Here is a 22,294-nt window from a genome sequence, read left to right on the forward strand (position 1 = left end):
CCTCATTGCTCCCTGATCTGACCATCGGGATCTGCCGACGGTACGTCGTAGCGGTCGAGCAACTCCTGCAGGGCGACGTCCACGACGCTGGTGACCGTGAACTTGCGGTTCGCCACAAGCCACTTCAACCGTGCCTCAGTAGAGGCCAGCACCCACGTATTGAGCTGCACCTTCACCGGACCCTTGCGGGGTTCCAGCTTCGACGTCAACGCCTCGGTGGACGCCGTGACGACGGGGCCGCCTCCCGAGGCGGGGGCATCGGTGCGTGATCGCGCAGTTCGGCCTCTCTCACCTGGCCGCGCAGAGTTGCCTCCACGTTTTCCGACCTGCGCCATGCCGACTCCTTCGCCCGCTCCCCTTGGCCGCCGTGCGTGTTCCCGGCCACCGCTGTAGCCCATCCTATTCGATACACGCAAGTTCACACGCTGCATTACGCGCACTATTGCACGTAAACTTGCATGTTCATCCCAATCTCCGCCCGCCGGGCCGATCACCGCACGAACCCAAGGATCCTCAAACGGACCCCGGCCGGTGGCCCAGATTCCACTGCCGCTCCAGCCCAGCTCCGCTGGGTCCGCTGGGTCGCACCCCCGCGATACCAGCGGGGTCAGCCGGTTCCATTAGCGTCGAGGAATGTCATCCCCCGTCCCCACCGACTACGCCGCCACGCTCGAGAGCATCAAGCGGCTCGTGCACGAGGCGCGCTACATCGCCCAGCGCCGGGTGAACACCGAACTGCTCAGGCTCTACTGGCAGATCGGGGCGACGATCATCGAGCGACAGAAGACGGCTCCATGGGGCAGCAAGGTCCTCTCCCGGCTCTCCGCGGATCTGCGCACAGAGTTTCCCGGTGCGAAGGGGTTCTCGCCGGCCAACCTCAAGTACATGCGCAGGTTCGCCGAAGCGTGGCCCGACCAGGATGCAATCGGTCAACGACCCGTTGGCCAATTGCCCTGGGGCCATGTCATCGAGTTGCTCGAGAAGCTCGATGACGCCGAGTTGCGCGACTGGTACAGCGCCAAGGACATCGCACACGGCTGGAGTCGTCCCATGTTGGCACACCAGATCAAGACGGACCTGCACCTGCGAGAGGGTGCGGCCCCGTCCAACTTCCCGCACGCTCTTGAGCGCACCGATTCCGAGCTCGCTCAGCAGATCACCAAGGATCCGTTCACGCTCGAGTTCCTCGCCATCGACGGGGACGCCGCCGAGCGGCAGCTCGAGGATCGGCTCGTCGAGCGCATCATCGACACCCTCCGCGAGCTCGGCCCCGGGTTCGCGTTCGTGGGCCGCCAGGTCCACTTCGATGTGGAAGGCGATGACTTCTTCGTCGATTATTCCGATTCTTGGGTTATGCCGATCTGCGCGTAGGGCCTGCGTTGACGACGTGTTTTCGGAGCGGTTGTCGGAATAGTTCCTTCAAAACCGATGACCGTCTCCGGCCGATAGCGCGCTGCCGGGTCATGCCGTTGTGTTGGTTGCGGACGTTCCGATGGAGCGCCAGTGACCGTCACGATGGAAGGACGAGACCATGGAACCAGCCATGTCTGTGTTGGTGGACGGAGTGTTGACGGCGGCCCGGGGTGCCGGACTGACTGAGGCATCACTCAAGTATCAGAGGAGCTGTTGCGCCACCGTGGCACGGTACTGCACCGACCACGCGATCGACGAGTACAACGAGCAGGTCCGCGAGAGGTTCCTGGCTGAGCAGGACACCCGTCTGAAGGGCGGGAATATCGGCCCGGTGTTCCGGTCGTCGCTGGAGAAGACAGCGAACATGCTGCTCGAGTTCAAACTGGCCGGGAAGGTGGCATGGCGCAGGAGGCGTCCGATGTCGACACAGCTGCCATCACGCTTCGAGACGGCCCTGCGCTGGTTCGACGAGTCGCTCTCGGGAACGCTGGCCGTCGGATCGGTCGAGTTGGTTGTGGGCGAGATCAGGCAGCTGCTTACTCATCTGCGTGACCGTGGGCATGACAGCTTCGGCAATGTCGGGCTGGACGACGTGCGGGGATTCCTGATCGCCGTGGCCCCGAATCACCGGTCGGGCATGGGGAACACCGTGTGGGCGGTCAAGCGATTCTTCAGATTCCTCAACGACTTCGAACTGTCCGACCTGCCAGTGCACGCGATGTTGTCACAGTTCTCACCGAGACGGATTCGGATCTTGCCGCGCTTCACCCAGGACGAGGTAGCCCGACTGCTAACAGTGATCGACACCGCGACGGCCGTCGGCAATAGGGATTACGCGATGGTACGACTGGCCGTGTCGACAGGGCTGCGCTGCGGCGACATCACCGATCTGCGGTTGGAGAGCATCGACTGGCGGCGAGATGAGATCAGAATCGTGCAGCGAAAGACCTCGTCCACGCTGGTGCTGCCGCTCACCGCCGAGGCGGGCAACGCGGTCGCCGACTATCTCTTGAACGCCAGGCCTGCCTCCGATGCACCCGAGGTGTTCCTGCGCGCCTATGCGCCGCACGTCAAACTGACGGGACCGACGGGGTCGTTGATCATGAAACGCTATCTGGCCGCGGCGGGCATCCCACACAAGGCCGGCGATGGAAAGACGTTCCACGCGTTGCGTCGCACCCTGGGCACCAGGCTGATCGAGACCGGTACGGAACTGCCGATGGCCGCCCAGATTCTCGGTCATGCCCGAATCGACTCGTCGAAGCGCTACATCGCTTTGGACACGGACTCGCTGCGCGAGTGCTACCTGCCCTTGACCGGCTTTGGATGCCGGGCGGAGGCGCTGCAATGACCAACTACAACAGCGCGTTCGCCTCCCATATCACCGCAATGCTGGAGCTGAGGGACGCGCTGGGCCTCTCCACGGGCCCGCTGCCGTTCGTGATGCAAAACTTCGACCGATTCTGCCTAGCAAAGCATCCCGACGCCACCGCCTTGACCCGGGAACTGGCCACCCAGTGGTGTGACGAGGGCGAGTCGGCGGGCAGGTCAGGCTACAAGATGCATGCCATCCGGAACTTCGGCAAGTACCTTCGATCCGTCGGTGCCGATGCGTTCGTGATGCCGTTCGCCTGGATTGGCAAACCCGCCAGGCGTTTACCGCACATGTTCACCGACGATGAGCTGGAACGGTTCTTTAACGCATGTGACCGGATCGGACCGTCGAAGCTGAGCCCGTACCGCGAGCACATCATCCCGGTCGTGTTCCGTCTCATGCTCGGCTGCGGGCTTCGACCGCAGGAGGCCCGGCGGCTACGCCGCGCCGACGTCGACCTCGACACCATGGTGCTGACCGTCGTCGAGGGGAAGCGCGGCAAAGACCGCCTCGTCGCCGTCGGCGACGACATGACCGAGCTACTGGCGAGGTTCGACCGGCTCACCGACGTGCGCCAGCCCGATCGCGAGTGGTTCTTCGAACGTGCCCCCGGCCGGCCCTACCCGCCCCGCTGGCTGACCGCGCAGTACCACCGCGTTCGGGCGATAGCCGACGGAGTCGCCCCCGGCTCGACGCCCTACACGCTGCGCCACAACTACGCGACCCGGACACTCGCGCGCTGGGTCGACGAAGGCCGCGACCTCGGCGTCTGGTTGCCCTACCTGTCGGCCTACATGGGCCACGCCACCTACACAGCCACCGCCTACTACGTCCACCTGCTGCCCCAGCGGATCGCCGCGACGGGCCTGACCAGCGCGGACGGGATCATCCCGGAGCCGCCGCTATGAGCACACCGGCCGACACCTTCCTCAAACACCTGCGTGACTGGTTCACCGTGTTCTTGCCCAGGCAACGCGCCGCCAGCCCCCACACCATCGAATCTGCCCGCCGCGCCTGGAACATGCTCCTGCGTCACGTCTGCGACACCGGTGGAGTCCCCGTCGACAAGATCACCTTTCCGATGCTGGACCGCGCCTGCATCGCCGGGTTTCTCGAACAGACACGTGCCGAACGCAACTGGACGGCCGCAACCTACAACCAGCGCCTCGCCTGCATCCGGTCGTTCTTCAAGTACGCCGCCACCGCCGAGCCGACACTGGCCATCTATCTTGCCGATCTCGCAGGCATCCCGCTGATGAAAGCGCCGGCCGCCAAACCCGTCTCCCACATGAGTCAGCAAGCTATCAAAGCGCTCCTCGCCCAACCCGATCCGTCCAGCCGGACCGGACTGCGAGACCAGTTCTTCATGATCCTGATGTATGACGCCGCCGCCCGCGACGCCGAGATGCTCTCTGCCGCCATCGGAGACCTCGACGCCCAACGTCTCACCATCGACCTACTCGGCAAGGGATCCAAACCCCGCCGCATCCCCATCACGAAGGAGACCACCGCCCACTACCGGCGCTACACCGCCGCGTTCCACCCCGACCTCCAACTCGGCGACCCGCTGTTCTACACCATCCACAGCCACCGCAAGACGCGCATGTCCGACGACAACGCCGCCCGGATCATTCGCCAGCACGCCCAAGCCGCCCACCGAAAATGCGCCGAAGTGCCCGCCGGAGCGCACCCCCACATGCTGCGCCATTCCCGAGCCATGCACCTCTACCAGGCAGGCATGCCGCTCGCGCTCCTCACCGAGTGGCTCGGGCACGCTGACCCTGAGACCACACTCATCTACGCCCACGCCGACACCGAAATGAAACGCCGTGCCATCCAGAAGGCCACCGCCAACGGCACCCCGACACCCCAGCCATCCCAGGCTGTCTGGCACGACAACGACAACATCCTCAACCGGCTACTCGGACTCAGATGACCGCAATATCCCGACACCCAACCAACCGAACCAACATCACCCCAGGCTGCAAGCACAAAGCAGCCGCTCGACACCGGGCCTCGGAATAACCCGGGAACCGGAATAATCGATGAAATTCCGACCTCGGAATTTCGTCGACTTGCTGTTCTTCCACGTCGAGCAACTCCGGTACGTGGTCATCGAACTCAAGACCACGAAATTCGACCCTCGCGACGCTGGCCAGCTCGGCTTCTATGTCGCCCTCGTCGAGGACAGGCTGCGCAGGCCACAGCACCAACCCACGGTCGGGATGCTCCTGGTGGCGGACAAGAACGAGTCCGTCGTCAGGTACGCACTCGCCGGCACCACCCAGCCGATCGCCGTCTCCCGCTACGATCTCTCGCCCGCCGAGCAGGCCGCGCTCCCAGCCGAGGACGCCCTCACGCGCGCGGTCGCCCTCGAGCTCGACGACCACACCCCGCAGTCGCCGCCACCCCATCGGAAACAATCATCACGTGGTGGATCCGGTGTGTGATGTGGGACATTCGTGTCCGATACGGGATCCGCTACCACTCCTGACGTGGATGTCAGGAGTTCCGCACCGACGGTCCCGCGCACGCACCCCGTTTCACCGCCACCGTGCACCTCGTCGGCCACACCGCCACCGCCGACGCATCAACGAAAACCGCGGCGAAGACCGCATCGGCCACCGCGCTCGTCGAGGCACTTTTCGCCCGGCAGTGATGGCGGGTCTTGTGTTTACCGCGCAGCAACACCCGGGTGCCGGGGCGGCTGAATCGCTGCCGGTCAGTCTCAGGCGGATAGCCGCCTGAGACGCCTACGGCGCGCCGATTGAACGGGGACGGCACTTTCGTGTCGGCCCGGACAAGAGCGCCGTCGATCGATCGGAGCATCGACATCCCGACGTCCTTCGGTCCGAGTACAGAATGACGCAGGGACCCCGTGCCGGGGTTCGGGCGAGAGCAGGTCGTCGGGATGTCGGTCGAGACCACCGCGGATGCGAGATTTCCGACCGACGTGTCAGGCAGTGTCCGCACCGCGGCGTTGCGGTGCGGACGGCGACTGACCGGCATCGCTGACATCGGCACTACCGGCCAGATCGAATGTCTTTGAACCCGCTTTGGTGCCGCTTTTCGTCCTCGCTCCCCACCACATCGACAACTTATATAGCCCCTTTGAACTGCAACTATACTGCCACTCCCCCACTCCCCACCAGAATCGACGCGTCGCGAGAATCTGTGTCCCTGTTCGGCGACGAAAACGGGACGGGAACCGGTAGCTGGAGAGTATGGCCCGGCTCGGCACCGGGAGAACTGAATGTTTGCCGGTGGCCTCGTGCAGAACCACGCAGGCCACTTCGAACGTGTAGGAGCAAAAGTGGCGAGCCAACGCACTGCCGGACGACGAGCGGCGCCGCCTCGCAGTCCTCGGGGTGTCCCCCGGTCCGCGCCCACGGGGACCACGACTGTCAGCACACCCGATGGGATAGCCCCGACCACCACCTGGCCCTCAAACTTCGACACTCGCGCTCTACGAGGCGGACAGGGGTAGCGCCTATCCCAGACACAGCGTCCGGACCAGCACCTCGTGCACATGCTCCGGCGCTCGGCGAGGTGAAGGACTGTCAGATCCAGTGAATGTGGACGGATTCGATGTTGTCGAAATGAATCAGAACTGGTCTGTTGCACTCCGGGACGGCCACTTACCAACCCTACGTCGGCCGCGTAGGCCTTCGGCCTCCAGCCAGAGAAGGAGTCGCTGAATCACCCGCATCTGCACTCGTGTGCCTGCACGCATTTCGACACGCCTGTCGACACGCACGTCTTCACGCAAATCACCACGCAGCGCCTCACGCACGTCGACACGCAGTTTTCACTCACATCGTCACGCAGTTTTTCACTCACATCGTCACGCATAAATCGGATGGTCAGGGATACGTGTGATGACCACATGGGAATCGGGAAGTACCGGTCCCCGGCACACCCGGTGCCGGGGACTGCCGGCCGAACGGGTCCTTGGGACCGTCCAGCCGTCAGTTCCCTTAGTCCGCGCCGTACAACTCGGCGGTGTAGTGGACCGCTCCCCTTCGCTGCGCTTCGTCCCAGTCGACGCCCATCGCATCGGCCAGATGGTGCAGATCACCGAGGAAGTCCCCGAAGACCGTCAAGGCCTCCTCCCGATCGGTAGTGCAGATGCGGGCATAGCTGATCAGCCCATCCCCTGCCCGTAACGCGCGGACACCGTTGTCGTGGACCTGAGAACCCTCGTCGTACTCGTAGGTGAAGTTCGGACGGGTCCTCCCCGCGAATGCCGCTGCCAGCTGGGCTGGCGAGTCGACGTCCGGCAGCCGTTCTGCGCGGAACTCGGTCATGATTTCATCGGACATTGTCTAAATCCCTTTCTTTTTGAGGTTGCTACACAGCGGGAGTGCGGTGCAGCGCGGCCAGCAGGTCGGTGTTGGCGGCGTGCGCGGTCGAGGGTTCGGTGTAGGCGAGTACCTCGGCGCTCGCGTCATCGATGACGACGCTCATGTGGGCGCGGTGGCGGGAGAGCATCACGCAGGCGCGGCCCGGATCGAGGCTGAATGGCTCGGCGGTGCGGTATCCGGCCAGCGGATGCAACACCACCACAGCGGCACGCTCGAGCCCTTGCAGAGAGTTCGCGGTGCCGACCAGCACGTCCGGGTGATCGGACAGGAGGGCGCGGATCGCTGCCGCCTGCGTCACGTGGGGAACCACCACCGCGATATCGGCGGCGCTCATGGGTCGCTGGTCCTCGGCGGTGATCAGCTCCGCGCCCGCCAGCTCCCGCGCCCGCTGTGCGCACGCGGTCACCAGCGCCGGATCGGACGGGCCACCGGAGACCGTGACGGAACGGTGCGCCAGCTCGGGCAGGACGACTCCGCCAGCGTCGGTGAGGTGCTCCGGTGGTCGGCGGGAGGTAAACGGCAGGTCGGGGTAGAACAACGGTTGAATCAGGGCGGTGGTGCCGGGTCCGAGTCGCCAGGTGTGGCGCAGCCGGACCACGCCCACCGCGTCGCCGTGTGCGGCTTGCAGCGCGATCGGTCCCGGCAGGTTCGGGGCGGTATCGCTGCCGTCCCATCGAGACACGTCGCCGGTCACCACCGGATCGATCTGACCGGGATCGCCCACACAGACCACCTGCCTGGCCATAGCGCCGAGTGCGCCCAGATCGGCGTAGGTGCATTGCCACGATTCGTCGACGATCAGCACGTCAGCCGCCACCCGGTCGGGGTCCGAGAACAGCCATCGGGCGGTCGTGCCGATCAGGATCGCGCCCACCTCACCGGGCCACCGCACCTTCTGCCCCGACACCGCTGGCGTCTGCCCGCTGTCGGGTTTCGGCGGTTTCGCTTTCCACATCAGAGCGGCGCGATCGGTGAGGGTGCCGAGGCGCCGCGCAATCTCCACTGCCTGTTCGCGGGTCTGGGCCGCGATGCCGACACGCAGATCGCCGCGGTGTGCCAGTGCTGCCGCGAGAAGGGCGACCAGTCGAGTTTTGCCCGCGCCGGGTGGCGACGGGACGACAACGGCGGGATCACCCGACCACACCGAGAACAGCACACGTGCGGTGATCGGATCGGACATGATCTGCGATCCCGGCCACTGCGTGAGCGACGGCGGGGTCGGCCTGGGTGCCGGTGCGCTCGAGGGTGCCGGGTTGGGGATATCGGGGCGGGGGGCGAGGATGCGCATGACGGTGCGACCTTTCACGAAAGGTGGTGTGAAGCAAACTGTTTTCGGGTAACGGTGCAGGCTGCCGGGGCTAGTCCTCTGCGCCCGCGATCAGGGGCCTTACCCCCGGCTTGTGGACACGGGTGGTGGATTACGCGGCGGATGCCAGCGTAGCTGTGTAGAGACTCTCGTAGGTGTTCGGGGACCGGTGTCCGCACCAGGAATGCCTCCTTCTGGTGTTGTAGCGGGTGACCCAGCGGAACACCTGGCGCCGGCATGTGGCCTCGTCGGGCCAGGTGTTCGCGTTCTGGAGGACTTCTCGTTTGAGGGCGGCGTTGAAAGATTCGGCGAGGCTGTTGTCGGCGCTCGTGCCGACCATGCCCATCGACTGGGTGACGCCGAGACGGTCGCAGAGAGCGGCGAATTCCGTTGACGTGTATTGACTTCCGTGGTCGCTGTGAAATACGGCCCCGGCCAGTCCGTTACGATCGTGAGAGGCGGCACGGAGGGCGTCGGCGACGAGGTCGGTGCGCATATGGTCGGCGATCGCCCAGCCGGCGAGTTTGCGGGAGTAGCAGTCGATGACCGTCGCCAGGTACAGGTTGGCTCCTCCTTCGATAGGCAAATACGTAATGTCGCCTACGTACGTGCGGTTCGGTGCGTCGGCGGTGAAGTCGCGTTTGAGCAGGTCGAGTACCTTGTGATCGGCCGGTTCGGGAACTGTGGTGGTGACGCGTCGTCGGCGTCGGTAGCCGACGATGTCGTTCTCTCGCATCACTCGGGCCACTCGCTTGTGGTTGACTTTTTCGTCAGGGGGGACACCGTCGTTGAGTTCGGCAGTGATCCGCGGTGCTCCGTAGGTGTTGTCCTCGGTGTGGATCACCCGGATTCGTTCGGCCAGCTGCGCGTCGTCCTCGGCGCGAGCGGTCCTCGCCGGCTCGGCGGATTTCCAGGCGTAGTAGGACGAGCGCTTGGCCTCGACGAGCTCGCATAACCGCTTCACCTCGTAGGTGTCGGAGTGGTCGGCGACGAAGCGGAAGCGGTTCACCATTTCGTCTCCCCGGCGAAATATTTGGCCGCCTGGCGGAGGATCTCGCGCTCGGTGGTGAGCTTGGTCGTCTCGGCTCGTAGGGCGGCGTTCTCGGCTTCGAGGCGGGCGAGTTTCTGCTCGACGGTCTCCGGTGCGTCACCGGCGCCGGAGCGTGGGCTGTGGGGTCGTGCCGGGGTGGGCACCCGGGTGCCGTCGGCGTGGGTTTTGGTGCCGGTCCCGTATTGGTCGATCCAGCCCGTGAGGGTGCCGCGCACGATCCCGAGATCAGCGGCGATACCTCGTAGCGTCGCGCCCGGCGTGGACTCGTACAACTCGACCGCCTGGCGCCGAAACTCCTCCGAGTAGTTCTTTCGTGACATGACTGAAGATCATCTCGCTTTCCCAGCGGATGCTGGATTCAGCGTGTCCAAGAACCAGGGGCAAGGCCCCAGCACGTCGAGGGGAACCTCACGCCGCGCAGCGACCGGTGTTTGGCCGGTGGAGAGCCAGGAACGGCGGGCACGGTAGAGCCGCCAGTATCGGCCCCGGCCCGCGCGCATCGTCTGCGGGGACGGCGGCTGCGGCATCAAACACACCCTTGCTCCCGGTGCGGGGGCGTGTGCGCCGACCGAGCCGAGACCGAGGACCAACTTTCCCTCTACGACCTGTGCCGAGGTGACCTCGACAAAGAACCGCTCGAAGGGCTTGTCCGCTGGGGTGCCCATCCAGCCGGTGACCTCGGAGCCGACGCGCAACCGTGAATCGAGCCGCTCACAGGTCACCGACAGCGATGCGTTGCGCCGACGCGACCGGATCGGCGGCGGGGTCACCGATGCCACCCCGACCGCCACGTGCCCGGTATGGACTGCGCGTTGCCGCCAGAGCGGATCATCGATCAGGGCAGCGGCTTTCAAGTCGGCGGCATCGCATCGGGTGCGCAGTCCCATGGCGGCGCTGGCGGTGTTGTCCGGGCGCGACCAGTCATGCCCGGCTGTCGCTGCCGATAGCGCGCGGTCCCACGAATAACGGTCGTCCTCGTGAATCGGCTTCAGTAGTGGCAGCAGCGGTCCGCCGCTGATCTTCGCGGCCCACTCATGCAAGCCGATGACGCTGTCATCGGAGATGCCGAACCACTGCCGCCACGTGGTCGCCGACCGTTCGGCCTCCGGGGTGGTGCCGAGGACATACCGCGCCGACGACGCGGCCACCAGATTCACCACCGCCGACGTGCCGGGATGGTCTGCCCGATCCGCCCACCACGCCACCATGGCCGCAGCACCGGCCACCTGCGGGTCCGGGTGGTGTGCGTGCGCCCGCGCCAGCGTCACCAGGGCAGGCAGGGTGCCGGTGTCGTCGGTGAGCAACGGTGCCGGGTCGCAGCGCCCCACGATGGTGCCGCCGTGTGCGGCCAGCAGTCCCAGGGCATCCACGTCGCGGGCGCGTTCCTCACGGCCCTCGAACCCGGCCACTGCCACGGTGACGCTGCCACCACGTGCCACCGCACGCACCGCCAGCGCCGCCGTGGACGGCACGAACGTGGTGTGCGTGAGCCGAGCGACCGGCGACCGGGTTTCGGCGGCATAGAGCCGCTGGGCGAGGTCGAACCATTCCACGCTCATGCCGCTCCCCGTCCCTCGCCGCTCCCCACATGCACCGGATTCGCGGCACAGCGCCAACCGGCGCGCAGAGCCGCCGCCGCCGCATCGGTCGCCGTACCTGCCACTACCGCCGCAACCTGGTGGGCGGTGATCCCGGTACCGGCCAACACCCGGTCGGCGTAGCGGACCAGGTCGCCGCTTCCTGCCGCGCTCACTGGTGCACCATCCTTGTGTCGGTGGTTTCAGATGGACTGCCGATGCACCCGAGGTGCCGCCGGGTCACTGCCCTGCTCGCTTGACACGATCGATGTCCGGCATGAGTTCTGCAGGACCCGGCGGTCGCCCGGGCCGCGCCGACCGTCGACAGGGCTGAGCGCCACCGAGCGCCGAACAGTGAGCGAACCGGCTGCCGCGTCCCGGCACCGCACGAGGGTGCCTCCCCACTGGGTCTAGCAGCGAGGAGGCTGACATGAAGTCTGCCAGAAACACCCTGCCCGATGAACCACCCAACGCTCTGACCTGCGGCATCGACTGGGCCCGCGACGATCACGCCGTGTCCGTCGTCGATGCCCGCGGCCGCGAGGTCCACCGCTGCACCGTCGAACACAGCGCCGCCGGGCTGCGCGAACTGCTCACCGTCCTCGCCCGCCCCGGCGTCTGCGAGGTCGCGATCGAACGCCCGGACGGACCGGTGATCGACACCCTGGGGGCTTCCCCCCGAGATGTGGACACCAATTCTTATGCGGCGGTGGCCAGCGTAGCCGATCGCTGCTCGAAGTCGATCGGACAGATCTGGCCGAGAGTGGAGTGCCTCCTTCTGGTGTTGTAGCGGGTGATCCAACGGAAGACGGCGGCGCGGGCCTCACCCGCGCTGTTCCAGCGCTTCCGGCCCTGGAGCGTCTCCCGTTTCAACGTCGCGTTGAACGATTCGGCGGCGGCGTTGTCCGCTGACGTTCCGACCGCGCCTCGCGACCGGGTCACTCCCAGCTCGCGGCAAACATCCGCGAAGTTCTGCGAGACGTATTGGGCGCCGTTGTCGCTGTGAAATATTGCCCCGTCGAGACCGGTGGCACCACGGGCGGCGGCCGCCGCCCGCAGCGCGTCAGTGACCAGCTCGGTGCGCATGTGTGGGGCGATCGACCAACCCGCCAGCCGTTTCGAGTTCAGATCCAATACTGTTGCCAGGTACAGTAATTGCCCGTCACCGACCGGAAGGTAGGTGATGTCCCCGACGTACTTGGTGTTCGGTGCGCTCGCGGTGAAATCGCGCCGGATCAGGTCCGGCACCGGAGTCGCGGAGGGTTCGGGGACCGTGGTGCGGACCGTCTTGCGCAGGTGCACCCCGACGATTCCGTTCTCGCGCATCACCCGTTCCACCCGCTTGTGATTGACCTCGATCCCGACATCGCGCAGCTCGGCCGTGATGCGTGGGGCCCCGTAGGTGCCATCGAAGTCGTCGTGGATGGCGCGGATGCGCGTCGCGAGCTCCTCGTCGGCGTGGGCGCGTTCAGCACGGGCCGGTGCGGCGGCAAGCCACCGGTAGAAGCCGGACCGGGACACCTCGAGGATCTGGCACAGCCACTTCACCGGAGCGGTGTCGCGGTGGTCGTCGACGAACTGGAAGCGGCTCACCAGTTGGTCTCGCCCGCGAAATATTTCGCGGCCCTGCGCAGGATCTCCCGTTCGGTTTCGAGCTTCCGGATCTGGGCCTTAAGCTGCTTGTTTTCTTCCTCCAACACGGACTCGGACGATACCTCGCCTGCCCGCGATGCCGGCCGCGCCGCCCCATTGGCCCGCAGCTCAGCCGTGGAGATACCGGTGCGTTTGCGTTCCGCGCGGACCCAGTTGCGCAGAGTCTCGCGGCTGACTCCCAGGTCGTTGCCGATGCCGTCGAAGGTGTGGCTCGGATCGGACAGATACAGTGCGACGGCATCGGCCTTGAACTCCGCCGAGTACGCCTTCATGACCATTGGTGACATCTCTTCCTCTGGGCCCTCACGACCCAGTGTTCACGATGTCCTCATTCAGGGGGGAACCCCCCTGCTCGGCGCCGGGATCACCGTGGTGGTGATCAGCCCCAACCAGGTCAAGAACCTGCGCGGCCGCTACGGATCGGCCGGCAACAAGGACGACCGCTTCGACGCCTTCGTCCTCGCCGACACCCTGCGCACCGACCGCACCCGACTGGCGCCGTTGACCCCCGACCACCCGGCCACCGTCGCGCTGCGCCGACTCTGCCGGGCCCGCAAGGACCTCGTCGCCCACCGCGTCGCCCTCGCCAACCAACTGCGGGCGCACCTGCGCAACGTCTTCCCCGGCGCGGTCGGCCTGTTCGCCGACCTCGACTCCCCGATCAGCCTGATGTTCCTGACCCGCTTCGACTGTCAGGACCGGGCCGACTGGCTCACCCCCAAGCGCCTGGCCACGTGGCTGTCCGGCGTCAGCTACAGCGGCCGCACCGACCCCGCGGTCCTGCACGCCCGCCTGACCGCCGCACCCCGCGGCGCCGTCGGTGACGACGGATCCGCGCACGCCCACATCACCCGCGCCTTCCTCGCCGCCCTGCGCACCCTCGGCGAACAGATCAAGTTGCTCACCGAACAGATCGGCGAGCAACTCGCCGGGCACGCCGACGCCCACATCTTCACCAGCCTGCCCCGCTCCGGCACCGTCCGCGCCGCCCGGCTGCTCGCCGAGATCGGCGACTGCCGGGCACGATTCCCCACCCCAGAGTCGCTGGCCTGCCTCGCCGGCGGCGCCCCCGCCACACGCCAGTCCGGCAAGGCCAGAATTGTCGGATTCCGTTGGGCCGCAGACAAACAACTCCGCGATGCCGTCACCGACTTCGCGGGCGACTCCCGCCACTCGAACCTCTGGGCCGCCGACCTCTACAACCGGGCCGTCGCCCGCGGACACGACCACTCCCATGCCGTCCGCATCCTCGCCCGCGCCTGGCTGTTCGTCATCTGGCATTGCTGGCAGGACAACCTCCCCTACGAACCGGACAAACACGGCGCCCTCCAACGACTGATCGCCCACCAACAACCGGCGGCTTGACACAGGGCAACTCATGCGCGAACTCCCGCACCGACCGGCACGCACACCGTCGACGCCCACGACGGTGTACGCCCCGCAGCCGCGTCACTGCCGATCACCGCGCACACCAGATGCGACCGCGACGGGCGATCCGGCCACGGCGTATCCCCGTCCGTCAGGACGATCACCACATGCGGCTGCGGACGCGCAGCATTGGCCGCCTCGATACCCACCCGCATGTCGGTGCCGCCGCCGCCGATCAGTTTCACGTCCGCGATGGACCGAACCGGCTGCGCCGTTGTGCTCGACGCATCACAGGCCACAATCCGCACCCGATCACGTGCCACACCGCCAGCCCGCAGCACCCCGGCAACCTCACTCATCGCCGCATCCAGATCGTCTGCCGACATCGATCCCGACGTGTCGACCACCATCGAGACCGTAATCGACGGGCCGCGCATCGCCGGAGCGACTATGCCCGGGATCCCGCGCCGCGAGGGTCGCGAATACGTGTAGTTCGTCCGCCCCGCCTGATCCGCCAAGACGCGCCGGATCACCGCACGCAACAACCGATCCCATGCCACCGTCGGCGGTGCCAGTACCTCACCGGCCCACCGCGCCAACCCGGCCGGGGCGCTCCCCCGCCCCTTTCCCGAAGACTCACGAACGGCCTTCGCGACATACCGCCGCACCAGGTCAGCCTCCGCGCCGTCGAGACCCTCGGTCACCTCACTCCCGGCCGCACCCAACTCGCCGGGCACGGCAGGGCACCCCGCACCGGACCCGCACCCCGGTTCACCATCGCCGTCTGCGGGTGCGTTCGGAGGTGAAGGGGCAGACGGATCTACCAAGTTCGTGTAGTAGTCCTCCGCGATGCCTCCCGATGCGCACCCGAACGACTCCGGGGTGATCACCCCTTCGGGCAGTCCGACACCGGCCGCGAGAAGGTCATCGTTGATTTCCGCATCGGCGGCGTAGTTCCACGCCAAGTGCTGGACCGGCTTCGGCAAGAACTCTGCGCGCGCGGCATGTGCGCGCAGCAAGTGCCCAACCTCGTGCAACAGGACCGCACCCGCCACCGGGACCGGCCACGCGTTCGCACCGACCAGCAGCGCCGGATCGAGATACAACCGCCACTGCGCATCCACCGCGAACGTGCCCAGCCCCGGCGCAGCCACCGGCCGGGCCGCGAACAACGCCCGCATGAAGTACGGCATCTGTTCGGCAGAGACCAACCGGGCCAACCGAAACGCGCGCAACTCGTCCGGGTCGAGTACCCGCACCGCGCTCACGCCGCCTCACCGACCAGACCCGCAGCCACCAACATCGGGGAGAACCGTTTCGCCGCAGCCGGAACCACAGCCTTGGCGGGCCGCGCCTTCGCCAACGTCCGCGCCGCAGCGCCCGCCACATCAGGTGCACCCGCTTCCGCAGCCGCGATCAGCGGCCCCCACGCCTCGACAGTGCCCCGCCCCGAAGCCCACGCCGTCACACCCGACAGAACTGCCCACACCAGGTCCGGACGAGACTGCCAGTCGAACGCCGTTTCCGGATTCTCGATCACCGCCACCGGGTCGGGCAGATCGGCATTCCTGCGCCATTCCAGGAACTCGACACCGGTCCCCTCACCGATCAGCCCGAACACCGCCGCATTGATCGCCGCGTTGTCGTCGTCACGCAGATGCGGCAACACCGCCGCCAACATCGCCCACGTGCGTCGCGACGGCCACGCTCCCCCGGTCTGCGCCGCCGACGACGGGAACGCGTCCAACGCTTCCGGGTTGCGCTGGACATATCCGGTGATCGAACTACGCACCAGCGCCACGCGCTGTTCGTCCGTCGCCACCGCACGCGAGGCGGGCGGCGTGGCCCACCCTGTCGCCATACCGTCCAACCACTCATCAACAGACGGAGTGAACTCCACATGGCAGAACCGATTCGCCAATGGCGCTTCCAGTTCGTACCCACCGGCAGCACAATCGGGAGGATTCGCACCCGCAACCACCCGCGTTCCCTTCGGCAATTGCAGATCACCGACCTTCAGGTCCAACGCGACCGCGAGCATCGCCGCTTGCACCGCAGGCGGACTCGTCGTCAACTCGTCCAGAAACAGATAGCCACCACCCTCGGCGTGAATGCGCTTCGCCCAGTCCGGAGCCTCCAACGTCACCCCGTGCTCACGCACCACCGGCAGGCCAGCGAAGTCGGCCGGTTCCCGCAACGACCCGAGGACCGTCTCGCACAGCACCCCGTCCGACGCCGCCAACCCCCGCACCAGACTCGACTTACCCATACCCGGACCCGAGATCAACAACGACGGAACACCGGCCCGCCCATTCGCATCCAACACCGTCACAGCAGTCGCCAAATCAGCCACAGAAAATCCTCCAGAGTCGAGCGAGTTGGTCAGTCTCGCTACCGAATTAGACTCCTCGAGTATACGGGCTGACCTGCGCAAATAGGGGTTCTGTGCTCGTCCCGCGTCCCCGGCGCACCCTGTGCCGGGGACGCGGGACGACACCCACCCGGCGCGGCCGACGGATCGTCTGCGGGCCGGCGGATATCCCAGGGGAATCAGCGGTCGCCGGCGCGCGGCTCGCAATCACTCACCGCGTCGGCGGTCACCCATAACCACAGATCCAGCCCGGTTCGTCCATCACCCGATCGAGCCGGAACACAAACACAAGCCAGCCACTGGCCATCGGTCAATTTCACCCAGGCGAACAATTCCGCGTGCATGGTTCCCTCGACCCGGAGACCACCGGCGAGCACTCGCAGTGGCAGTCGATCGGGGCGTTGGGCATGTTTGGCAAGCGGGAGAGCACGATTCATCTCGACAATCACCGGACGAGGCGGGACGCAGCGGCGCAATGTCGGGGTGGCCGGCCACTGCTCGCACCAAGCTTCGAAATCAGGGAGTCCGCTCACAACGCTTCCCGCAACTGCGAGGAGGCAGCCAGCTCTTCGGTGTGCTCACTCCACCCCACCACCCCCTTGCTGACCCCCAAGTCCACTCTGGAGCTCCTAGGGCGGAATCCCCGCCCACTGACCTCCACATCGAGGCGAACACCCTTCACGCGGCCATGCCCCTCACCCAGGCCGTCATAGCCACACACCCGCGAGTCGATCCGGACGTCGGCACCGTCCCATCGTCCTTCGGTCACCACCAGCACCGACCCCTTATTGCGTGCACGCGCGACTACCGCCCGGGCGCGGCTGGGGGTCACCGCCATCCCGCCGAGCCCAAGGACCACCAGGTCCATCCCGTCGAGCAGGACCGCGGCGACGTCGACCGAATCGGCGCGTCGCGCCTCCGGAATCAACGCGCACTTCGTCAGGTCAGCGCCCATTTCCACAGCGGAAAGCAGACCGAATTGCGGTAGCCCGATAACCGCGGCGTGACCGCCGGCCCCAGTGACTTCCGCGACCAAGCTCACCAAAACCGAGCGGGCACCACTCACCGAGACAACCGAGCCGCGCGGAAGGCCACCTCTGGGCAGCAGTTTCGCGAAGGCTGGAGCCACAGGAAGAATTCGGAGGATCGATTCCGCGCTCGTCGTCGGCGCCGGTTTCGACGCGGGAACCGCCAAAGACATCAGGGTGGCCGGCTCAACAGACCGACTTGGGATCGCCGCCATCTGACGGCGCAGCTCCTCCACACGATCGGCCTTCGACAACGTCCGCAATGTGAAATCAGTACTGGTGGAGGAGTGTGCCGTCATTGAACCGATCTCCTACCGCGTTGCACCTACCCCAACCCGGGCAGTCGAACATGTGTTCGATTCTATCACCGACGAAATCCGTCTACATGACCTCCGCGAGAAATGGACCATCTGCGCAGGTCAACGCGCCTGACGTCTGGAATGCTCGAACGGCAAGGACCCTGCCCCGAGGACTCGTCGAAGTGTGACCGTGTTCCGTCAGGGCGCTGCGTCAGACCGGTCACCCTCTCCGATCCATAGTCCTCACTGGACCTCGCAGGGAGTTTCCTGATACTCCCAGTACTGTCATCTGGTCCGTACCGGAGAACTCAAGGAGTGGAAACCGTGGCACGCAAGGTCGTAGTAGAGCTGGTCGACGACATTGACGGCACCGTCTTCGGTGAGAACGGCGAAAGCATCAGCTACGCAGTCGACGGCGTCGAGTACGTGATCGACCTGAAGAACGAGCACGCGAAGGAACTCCGCGAGACCTTCGAGTACTACATCGCCCACTCCACACGAGTCGGCGGCCGCAAACACCGCGCCGACCGGCAGGTCAACCCCGTTGTCGCGAAGCGGCCGCGGGGAGAAACGAAGAAGATCCGCGACTGGGCGATCGAGCAGGGGTACGAACTGTCCTCCCGCGGCCGCATCCCCGCCGAGATCGCACAGGCCTTCCACGACGCCCATTGACGGCCTTACACAGCATCGGCGCGATCAGCCGCAGAGGCCCGGTTGTGCGCCCATTTCCGCCGCTTCGACGACCTTTGCCGGTTCGCCCAACCGAGGGTATGGCTCGATCAGACGTCGCCGATCTGCTCGGCCACTCGGCGGCATGACACCCTGTTCCACGAGACTTCAGCCCGCCGACGTCGGAAGGATCCGCGCCACACCATGACAATCTGGATTCTCTGGCTCGGCGCCGTGCTGGTCGTCGCTGGCTCAGTCGCCCAGATCACACATCGGGCCTCGGCTGCCCGGGCCCTCTGGCTGCTCGCTGTGTTCGCCTTCGCGGTGGCTGTCGTCGGGGCGGTGATCGCGTCCGAGTTCTCACTGCCCCTGCTGCTGACCGTCGTTGTCGCGATCGTGGCGACTGTCGCCCTGACCGTGGCCACCGGTGAACCGAAGAAATCCATGACGTCGAGAAGGGGTGCGGAATGATCACAGCGGTCTGCGCCATGGTCCTCGGTGCACTGCTCGGGGGATCGGACCTGGCTGATCGGTGGCGCACAGTCCAGTCGGAGCGGGCGCGTGTCGCCGAGATCGCCGCCAGTCTCGACCGCTTCCAGTGGTTGGTCCTCGAGGACCTCGCCGAGGCGCGTCACCGGTTCCTGCACCGGGATCGCAGGCAGGGGAACGAGGAGGTCCGGGTGTTCATCGCGGCCCGCGAGCGCGCCACGAAGGTCGGTGTCCCTGACGAGTTGGCGGTGTACCGCCTGGCCGACCAGATCATCCGAGAACGGGACAAACAAGCCCATGCCCGCTGATCCCGGCAGCGTCCACGCCGACTCCGACCGCGCGCTGCCACACCTGGCCACCGATGACTTCACGGCAGATTCGCACACCATCACGGCGGTGGCCCGCACCGGAACGGACATCAGGCTGCAGATCCACACGTCCATCGCATCGTTCGTAGCCCCGGCCGCGGCGTGGTTCCCCGCGGCTACCGGGTTCACTGTCACCGTCATCGTGCACACCGTCGACGCGCACACGGGCGAGCCCCGGCATCTGCCGGCCACCGAGCCCGCTGAATGGGCTCGGACGATCTTCTCAACCGTCGACGCCGCGCAAGGGTACTTTCTCGGCGCCGTCGACCCAGCCACCGGTGTCCACCGGGACGGTCAGCTCGCCTATCGCCTCTACCTCGACAGCAACCGGCGGGCGATTCTCGTGCCCCCTCAAGTAGTCACCTGCCCGCACTACCCGCTCCCCGCCCTCGACGGCAGAGCCGAGGGAACCATCGATACCGATACCACCACCTGACCAGCTGAGCGCCGCCCACACAGGCGGCGCCGGGTGGACACAATATTTCCAATATGGGCGACGGGCAGTCCGGATGCTGAGCCCGACTATCACGCACAGCCAGAGAAGGTTTCAGAATGCCGCGCTTCTACACCGTCGATCGAAGAGGAACCCTTCACGAGGGACTGTCGCTCGAGCTCACCCGGTACGACGACGTAGAACCGACAGCGCTGCAACAGCACCTTGACGTCCTATTTCCCAATGGCGTTGCTGCGCACGGTGAAATCAACTTCGTCAACGCGGCCGCTCAGTTTCAAGTCACGGACCATCTGATCGAGCTGATCTGGGAAAACGTCCGTCGTGCACACTTTCCGACCGCACCCTCTCGTTTCGAATCCGCATTCGCAGTGGACACACTCGACGAAGCCCGTGCCTTCCGAACTGCCTTCGATCCGACTGAAGCAGCCAAGATCTGGCTCGTGGAGACCGATAGCGACGGATTCCGGGCCAACATGGAGCTGCTCCGCGCCCCCGGCACCGCTCTGATGACGTCGTATCACTCCCATTGCTATTGGTCCCAGCAAAGCCCGGACCACGAAGTACCCGTCACATGGGAGGTCCTCCTGACTCCACCCATCCGCGTTATTGGCCCAGCGGAGTAGACGCCAATTTGGCGGCTCGACGGCGAGCGGAGCGGACTATTCGGCAAAGAGATGCGCGGTCAGTCGCGAGGCGAGTTCTTCCCGTGTGTCCTCGTCACCGGGGTGCGAGTAGACAGGGTTGATCGGGCGACCGGTGTCGATCAGGTCCTCACGGGCAGTCTTGACGGCCTCCGCACACTCGCGGAGGGCTTCGACGAACTCGCCACGAACGAGGCGTCCGTGGATGGCGACGCGTCCATGGCGGCGTCGGAGAGGGCTTCGAGGTAGCGGACGGTCTGTTCGAGGAGATCACGCATGGGATGACCGTAGCGTAAACGGAATAGGCCGTGTCACCGATGAATTGGGTTGTTCAGTGCCAGCGGCGCCTCTGGCTCCGCTGAATCATAGCGAACTGATTCCGAATTGGGCGTGTCATGGCGTGTCGTGTCGGTCGGGGCTGAGGAGCCGGACGGATTGCGCCCTTGTGTGCGAAGTACACGGCCGTGGCGGTCATCGGCGGCGCTTCGGGTGGTACTTGCGGCGCTCGGCCGTGGTCAGTCCACCCCAGATCCCGAACCGCTCATCGTGGGCGAGCGCCTCGGCTAGGCAGGCCTCACGAACTTCGCAGCCCGCGCACACCCGTTTCGCGGGGCGCCCGTCTTCGCCTGTCTCGGGGAAGAACGCTTCCGGATCGGTGACTCGGCACAGCGCGAAGTCGCGCCACCCCGGCGCGGCGGCCGTTGCTGCCGTTAGCAGCCGTGTATCGGTCTCGATTGTCATCTCACTCCTCGCTCTCTCGCAACTGGTGCCTGGTGCCTGGTGCCTGGTGGAGCGAACGGTAGCGCCGGACCTGGACAGCTCCACACGAACTCGCACCGGGACCCACAAGGTTCCAGCGACGAATCCGAGACCAGTCCGATTGGGTCATCTGTCATACCCGTGGTGCCCTCTCCGACGAAATGCGGGTTGTTGTCACTAGGAGAAAGATCCGCGGCATACGTGGTGAGTGACATCGCGTAATGGAACGTGCTCGACAAACCCAACACTCATCAACAGGGTGGAGACGCCTGGACTGGCCTAGATCTCCGCCGGTTCACAGTCCATGTCAACCCATTCCGCGACGCCCACGACAGGACACCGGTCCCACACCGCTACGCTCAGGGGGCGTCGTCCGCGCCACAACCGGGACGCGCACATGGAGGCTGACCACCATCCTGTTCGCAGGGCGTCCGGTCAGCCAGGGGAGAAAAGGGGAAATGAACGATGGTTATCCGCCGAACCGCAATTGCGGCCGTGACTGCCTGCACCGCACTGGGACTGGGACTGGCCCTGTCCGGATGTGGCGGCGGCGACGAACAGGCCGCTCCCACAAGTCAGACCGCTACCTCCGCAGCAATCACCATCATTGGATCTACGACCACGACCGCGGCAACCAACCAGACCACGAACTCGTCGTCGGATGGCTCGGACACCATCGGCGGAACCGCCCAGACCATTACCGCCGCCGACGTCACCGCCCGCATCGAGGTGAAAGAACCCCAGCTGATCGAAAAGACCTCCATGGGAGAGCCGCGGATACTGCTTTTCCCGATCGTGCTCGATGTCGACTCCGGGACCCTGAACGCGACATCGACCAACTGGAAGGTCCGCACACTCAGCGGACAGACCATCACCGGCAGTGATTCCTGGGACAACATTCCCACCGCGATCGGGAACAACGCCCTCGACGGCCACGCCGAGGGCCTCGTCCTGTTCCCCGGAATCGGAGACAAGCTGACCGACGACGTGTCGATCACCGAGGTCGCGCTCTATCCTCCGAACGAGTCGAAAACCCCACTCGCTCGCTGGACGCTGCCCGAACCAGTCGCTGTGCCCGACCTCCCGCGCTCCGAATAGTCGGCGAACCG

General features: G+C 65.9%; 23 protein-coding genes and 4 pseudogenes. 14 read left to right on the forward strand and 13 right to left on the reverse strand.

Going from position 1 to position 22,294, the window contains the following annotated elements:
- Positions 1 to 2 precede the first annotated feature (2 nt).
- Positions 3 to 335, reverse strand: coding sequence for a hypothetical protein (locus tag GFS60_RS39830; protein ID WP_159929819.1), 333 nt, complete (start codon positions 333 to 335; stop codon positions 3 to 5).
- Between the two features lie 298 nt (positions 336 to 633).
- Here GFS60_RS39830 and GFS60_RS37880 point away from each other — a divergent pair.
- The 5 genes and pseudogenes from GFS60_RS37880 to GFS60_RS37900 all read left to right on the forward strand — a co-directional run.
- Positions 634 to 1,335 (forward strand): annotated as a pseudogene (locus GFS60_RS37880) (PDDEXK nuclease domain-containing protein); the annotation flags it as partial.
- 208 nt (positions 1,336 to 1,543) lie between these two features.
- Positions 1,544 to 2,764, forward strand: coding sequence for a site-specific integrase (locus tag GFS60_RS37885; protein ID WP_236603763.1), 1,221 nt, complete (start codon positions 1,544 to 1,546; stop codon positions 2,762 to 2,764).
- Complete coding sequence (locus GFS60_RS37890) at positions 2,761 to 3,696, forward strand: tyrosine-type recombinase/integrase (RefSeq protein ID WP_159929822.1); 936 nt, start codon at positions 2,761 to 2,763, stop codon at positions 3,694 to 3,696. Before GFS60_RS37885 ends, GFS60_RS37890 begins: the two co-directional genes overlap by 4 nt.
- Positions 3,693 to 4,724 carry a tyrosine-type recombinase/integrase gene (locus GFS60_RS37895; RefSeq protein ID WP_159929823.1) on the forward strand — a complete coding sequence of 344 codons (1,032 nt, stop codon included), beginning with the start codon at positions 3,693 to 3,695 and terminating at the stop codon, positions 4,722 to 4,724. The genes GFS60_RS37890 and GFS60_RS37895 overlap by 4 nt, the downstream gene beginning before the upstream one ends.
- A gap of 130 nt (positions 4,725 to 4,854) precedes the next feature.
- Positions 4,855 to 5,238: pseudogene (locus GFS60_RS37900) on the forward strand (PDDEXK nuclease domain-containing protein); the annotation flags it as partial.
- Positions 5,239 to 5,290: 52 nt separating this feature from the next.
- On the opposite strand, the gene GFS60_RS37905 reads toward GFS60_RS37900, so the two are convergent.
- Positions 5,291 to 5,806 carry a hypothetical protein gene (locus GFS60_RS37905; RefSeq protein ID WP_159929824.1) on the reverse strand — a complete coding sequence of 172 codons (516 nt, stop codon included), beginning with the start codon at positions 5,804 to 5,806 and terminating at the stop codon, positions 5,291 to 5,293.
- Between the two features lie 290 nt (positions 5,807 to 6,096).
- On the opposite strand from GFS60_RS37905, the pseudogene GFS60_RS39835 reads away from it, so the two are divergent.
- Positions 6,097 to 6,213: pseudogene (locus tag GFS60_RS39835) on the forward strand (helicase associated domain-containing protein); the annotation flags it as partial.
- 552 nt (positions 6,214 to 6,765) lie between these two features.
- Here the strand turns inward: GFS60_RS39835 and GFS60_RS37910 are convergent.
- The 5 genes from GFS60_RS37910 to GFS60_RS37930 form a co-directional block, all read right to left on the reverse strand.
- Positions 6,766 to 7,110, reverse strand: coding sequence for a hypothetical protein (locus GFS60_RS37910; protein WP_201453729.1), 345 nt, complete (start codon positions 7,108 to 7,110; stop codon positions 6,766 to 6,768).
- 28 nt (positions 7,111 to 7,138) lie between these two features.
- Positions 7,139 to 8,440: an AAA family ATPase gene (locus tag GFS60_RS37915; RefSeq protein ID WP_159929825.1), complete on the reverse strand. Its 1,302-nt coding sequence runs from the start codon at positions 8,438 to 8,440 to the stop codon at positions 7,139 to 7,141.
- Between the two features lie 130 nt (positions 8,441 to 8,570).
- Positions 8,571 to 9,829 (reverse strand): IS3 family transposase gene (locus tag GFS60_RS37920; RefSeq protein WP_159929600.1). Its coding sequence is split into 2 segments (ribosomal slippage): positions 8,571 to 9,484 and positions 9,484 to 9,829, totalling 1,260 coding nucleotides; the frame shifts between segments, so codons are not numbered across the junction.
- A 9-nt stretch (positions 9,830 to 9,838) separates the two neighbouring features.
- Complete coding sequence (locus GFS60_RS37925; RefSeq protein WP_159929826.1) at positions 9,839 to 11,068, reverse strand: hypothetical protein; 1,230 nt, start codon at positions 11,066 to 11,068, stop codon at positions 9,839 to 9,841.
- On the reverse strand, positions 11,065 to 11,262 hold the full coding sequence (locus GFS60_RS37930; RefSeq protein ID WP_159929828.1) for a hypothetical protein: 198 nt from the start codon (positions 11,260 to 11,262) through the stop codon (positions 11,065 to 11,067). Before GFS60_RS37930 ends, GFS60_RS37925 begins: the two co-directional genes overlap by 4 nt.
- Before the next feature lie 254 nt (positions 11,263 to 11,516).
- Between GFS60_RS37930 and GFS60_RS37935 the strand changes: the two are divergent.
- Positions 11,517 to 11,753: pseudogene (locus GFS60_RS37935) on the forward strand (IS110 family transposase); the annotation flags it as partial.
- A gap of 32 nt (positions 11,754 to 11,785) precedes the next feature.
- Here the strand turns inward: GFS60_RS37935 and GFS60_RS37940 are convergent.
- A protein-coding gene (locus tag GFS60_RS37940) for an IS3 family transposase (RefSeq protein ID WP_159929976.1) occupies positions 11,786 to 13,017 on the reverse strand; the annotation gives its coding sequence in 2 pieces (ribosomal slippage) (positions 11,786 to 12,696 and positions 12,696 to 13,017; 1,233 coding nt in all).
- On the opposite strand from GFS60_RS37940, the gene GFS60_RS37945 reads away from it, so the two are divergent.
- A complete protein-coding gene (locus GFS60_RS37945; RefSeq protein ID WP_159929830.1) occupies positions 13,010 to 14,104 on the forward strand; it encodes an IS110 family transposase in 1,095 nt (364 codons plus the stop codon). The genes GFS60_RS37940 and GFS60_RS37945 overlap by 8 nt on opposite strands.
- Before the next feature lie 11 nt (positions 14,105 to 14,115).
- Here GFS60_RS37945 and GFS60_RS37950 read toward each other — a convergent pair whose 3' ends face one another.
- The 3 genes from GFS60_RS37950 to GFS60_RS39840 form a co-directional block, all read right to left on the reverse strand.
- On the reverse strand, positions 14,116 to 15,375 hold the full coding sequence (locus tag GFS60_RS37950; protein WP_159929832.1) for a vWA domain-containing protein: 1,260 nt from the start codon (positions 15,373 to 15,375) through the stop codon (positions 14,116 to 14,118).
- Complete coding sequence (locus tag GFS60_RS37955) at positions 15,372 to 16,460, reverse strand: ATP-binding protein (protein ID WP_159929834.1); 1,089 nt, start codon at positions 16,458 to 16,460, stop codon at positions 15,372 to 15,374. The genes GFS60_RS37950 and GFS60_RS37955 overlap by 4 nt, the downstream gene beginning before the upstream one ends.
- Before the next feature lie 547 nt (positions 16,461 to 17,007).
- Positions 17,008 to 17,433 (reverse strand): hypothetical protein, encoded by a 426-nt coding sequence (locus GFS60_RS39840; RefSeq protein ID WP_236603764.1) that lies wholly within the window; start codon positions 17,431 to 17,433, stop codon positions 17,008 to 17,010.
- Positions 17,434 to 18,129: 696 nt separating this feature from the next.
- Here GFS60_RS39840 and GFS60_RS37965 point away from each other — a divergent pair.
- The 5 genes from GFS60_RS37965 to GFS60_RS37985 all read left to right on the forward strand — a co-directional run bounded on the left by GFS60_RS37965 (position 18,130) and on the right by GFS60_RS37985 (position 20,408).
- A complete protein-coding gene (locus tag GFS60_RS37965) occupies positions 18,130 to 18,477 on the forward strand; it encodes a histone-like nucleoid-structuring protein Lsr2 (protein ID WP_043791394.1) in 348 nt (115 codons plus the stop codon).
- A 201-nt stretch (positions 18,478 to 18,678) separates the two neighbouring features.
- Positions 18,679 to 18,945, forward strand: coding sequence for a hypothetical protein (locus tag GFS60_RS37970; RefSeq protein ID WP_005569781.1), 267 nt, complete (start codon positions 18,679 to 18,681; stop codon positions 18,943 to 18,945).
- The gene (locus GFS60_RS37975; protein ID WP_043791389.1) at positions 18,942 to 19,271 is read left to right on the forward strand and encodes a hypothetical protein; all 330 of its coding nucleotides are present in this window, start codon (positions 18,942 to 18,944) and stop codon (positions 19,269 to 19,271) included. The genes GFS60_RS37970 and GFS60_RS37975 overlap by 4 nt, the downstream gene beginning before the upstream one ends.
- A complete protein-coding gene (locus tag GFS60_RS37980) occupies positions 19,261 to 19,767 on the forward strand; it encodes an N-formylglutamate amidohydrolase (protein ID WP_159929836.1) in 507 nt (168 codons plus the stop codon). Before GFS60_RS37975 ends, GFS60_RS37980 begins: the two co-directional genes overlap by 11 nt.
- A 116-nt stretch (positions 19,768 to 19,883) precedes the next feature.
- Entirely contained in the window at positions 19,884 to 20,408 is a 525-nt protein-coding gene (locus GFS60_RS37985) for a DUF2441 domain-containing protein (protein WP_005569777.1), read from the forward strand.
- Positions 20,409 to 20,548: 140 nt separating this feature from the next.
- Here GFS60_RS37985 and GFS60_RS39845 read toward each other — a convergent pair whose 3' ends face one another.
- Both GFS60_RS39845 and GFS60_RS37995 read right to left on the reverse strand, forming a co-directional pair.
- On the reverse strand, positions 20,549 to 20,704 hold the full coding sequence (locus GFS60_RS39845) for a hypothetical protein (protein WP_236603765.1): 156 nt from the start codon (positions 20,702 to 20,704) through the stop codon (positions 20,549 to 20,551).
- A 193-nt stretch (positions 20,705 to 20,897) separates the two neighbouring features.
- The gene (locus GFS60_RS37995) at positions 20,898 to 21,167 is read right to left on the reverse strand and encodes a WhiB family transcriptional regulator (protein WP_159929838.1); all 270 of its coding nucleotides are present in this window, start codon (positions 21,165 to 21,167) and stop codon (positions 20,898 to 20,900) included.
- Positions 21,168 to 21,650: 483 nt separating this feature from the next.
- On the opposite strand from GFS60_RS37995, the gene GFS60_RS38000 reads away from it, so the two are divergent.
- On the forward strand, positions 21,651 to 22,283 hold the full coding sequence (locus tag GFS60_RS38000) for a hypothetical protein (RefSeq protein ID WP_159929840.1): 633 nt from the start codon (positions 21,651 to 21,653) through the stop codon (positions 22,281 to 22,283).
- The last annotated feature ends 11 nt before the right edge of the window (positions 22,284 to 22,294 follow it).

Origin of the sequence: Rhodococcus sp. WAY2 (assembly GCF_009859915.1) — a bacterium.
Taxonomy (GTDB): domain Bacteria; phylum Actinomycetota; class Actinomycetes; order Mycobacteriales; family Mycobacteriaceae; genus Rhodococcus_F; species Rhodococcus_F oxybenzonivorans.

What these genes read in the sequence shown, in the direction of transcription:
- GFS60_RS39830 (WP_159929819.1), bottom strand. Translation starts at nt 335, where the DNA reads ATGGCGCAGGTCGGAAAACGTGGAGGCAACTCTGCGCGGCCAGGTGAG.
- GFS60_RS37885 (WP_236603763.1), top strand. Translation starts at nt 1,544, where the DNA reads ATGTCTGTGTTGGTGGACGGAGTGTTGACGGCGGCCCGGGGTGCCGGA.
- GFS60_RS37890 (WP_159929822.1), top strand. Translation starts at nt 2,761, where the DNA reads ATGACCAACTACAACAGCGCGTTCGCCTCCCATATCACCGCAATGCTG.
- GFS60_RS37895 (WP_159929823.1), top strand. Translation starts at nt 3,693, where the DNA reads ATGAGCACACCGGCCGACACCTTCCTCAAACACCTGCGTGACTGGTTC.
- GFS60_RS37905 (WP_159929824.1), bottom strand. Translation starts at nt 5,806, where the DNA reads ATGTCAGCGATGCCGGTCAGTCGCCGTCCGCACCGCAACGCCGCGGTG.
- GFS60_RS37910 (WP_201453729.1), bottom strand. Translation starts at nt 7,110, where the DNA reads ATGTCCGATGAAATCATGACCGAGTTCCGCGCAGAACGGCTGCCGGAC.
- GFS60_RS37915 (WP_159929825.1), bottom strand. Translation starts at nt 8,440, where the DNA reads ATGCGCATCCTCGCCCCCCGCCCCGATATCCCCAACCCGGCACCCTCG.
- GFS60_RS37925 (WP_159929826.1), bottom strand. Translation starts at nt 11,068, where the DNA reads ATGAGCGTGGAATGGTTCGACCTCGCCCAGCGGCTCTATGCCGCCGAA.
- GFS60_RS37945 (WP_159929830.1), top strand. Translation starts at nt 13,010, where the DNA reads ATGACCATTGGTGACATCTCTTCCTCTGGGCCCTCACGACCCAGTGTT.
- GFS60_RS39840 (WP_236603764.1), bottom strand. Translation starts at nt 17,433, where the DNA reads ATGGGCGCTGACCTGACGAAGTGCGCGTTGATTCCGGAGGCGCGACGC.
- GFS60_RS37970 (WP_005569781.1), top strand. Translation starts at nt 18,679, where the DNA reads ATGACAATCTGGATTCTCTGGCTCGGCGCCGTGCTGGTCGTCGCTGGC.
- GFS60_RS37975 (WP_043791389.1), top strand. Translation starts at nt 18,942, where the DNA reads ATGATCACAGCGGTCTGCGCCATGGTCCTCGGTGCACTGCTCGGGGGA.
- GFS60_RS37980 (WP_159929836.1), top strand. Translation starts at nt 19,261, where the DNA reads ATGCCCGCTGATCCCGGCAGCGTCCACGCCGACTCCGACCGCGCGCTG.
- GFS60_RS37985 (WP_005569777.1), top strand. Translation starts at nt 19,884, where the DNA reads ATGCCGCGCTTCTACACCGTCGATCGAAGAGGAACCCTTCACGAGGGA.
- GFS60_RS39845 (WP_236603765.1), bottom strand. Translation starts at nt 20,704, where the DNA reads ATGCGTGATCTCCTCGAACAGACCGTCCGCTACCTCGAAGCCCTCTCC.
- GFS60_RS37995 (WP_159929838.1), bottom strand. Translation starts at nt 21,167, where the DNA reads ATGACAATCGAGACCGATACACGGCTGCTAACGGCAGCAACGGCCGCC.
- GFS60_RS38000 (WP_159929840.1), top strand. Translation starts at nt 21,651, where the DNA reads ATGGTTATCCGCCGAACCGCAATTGCGGCCGTGACTGCCTGCACCGCA.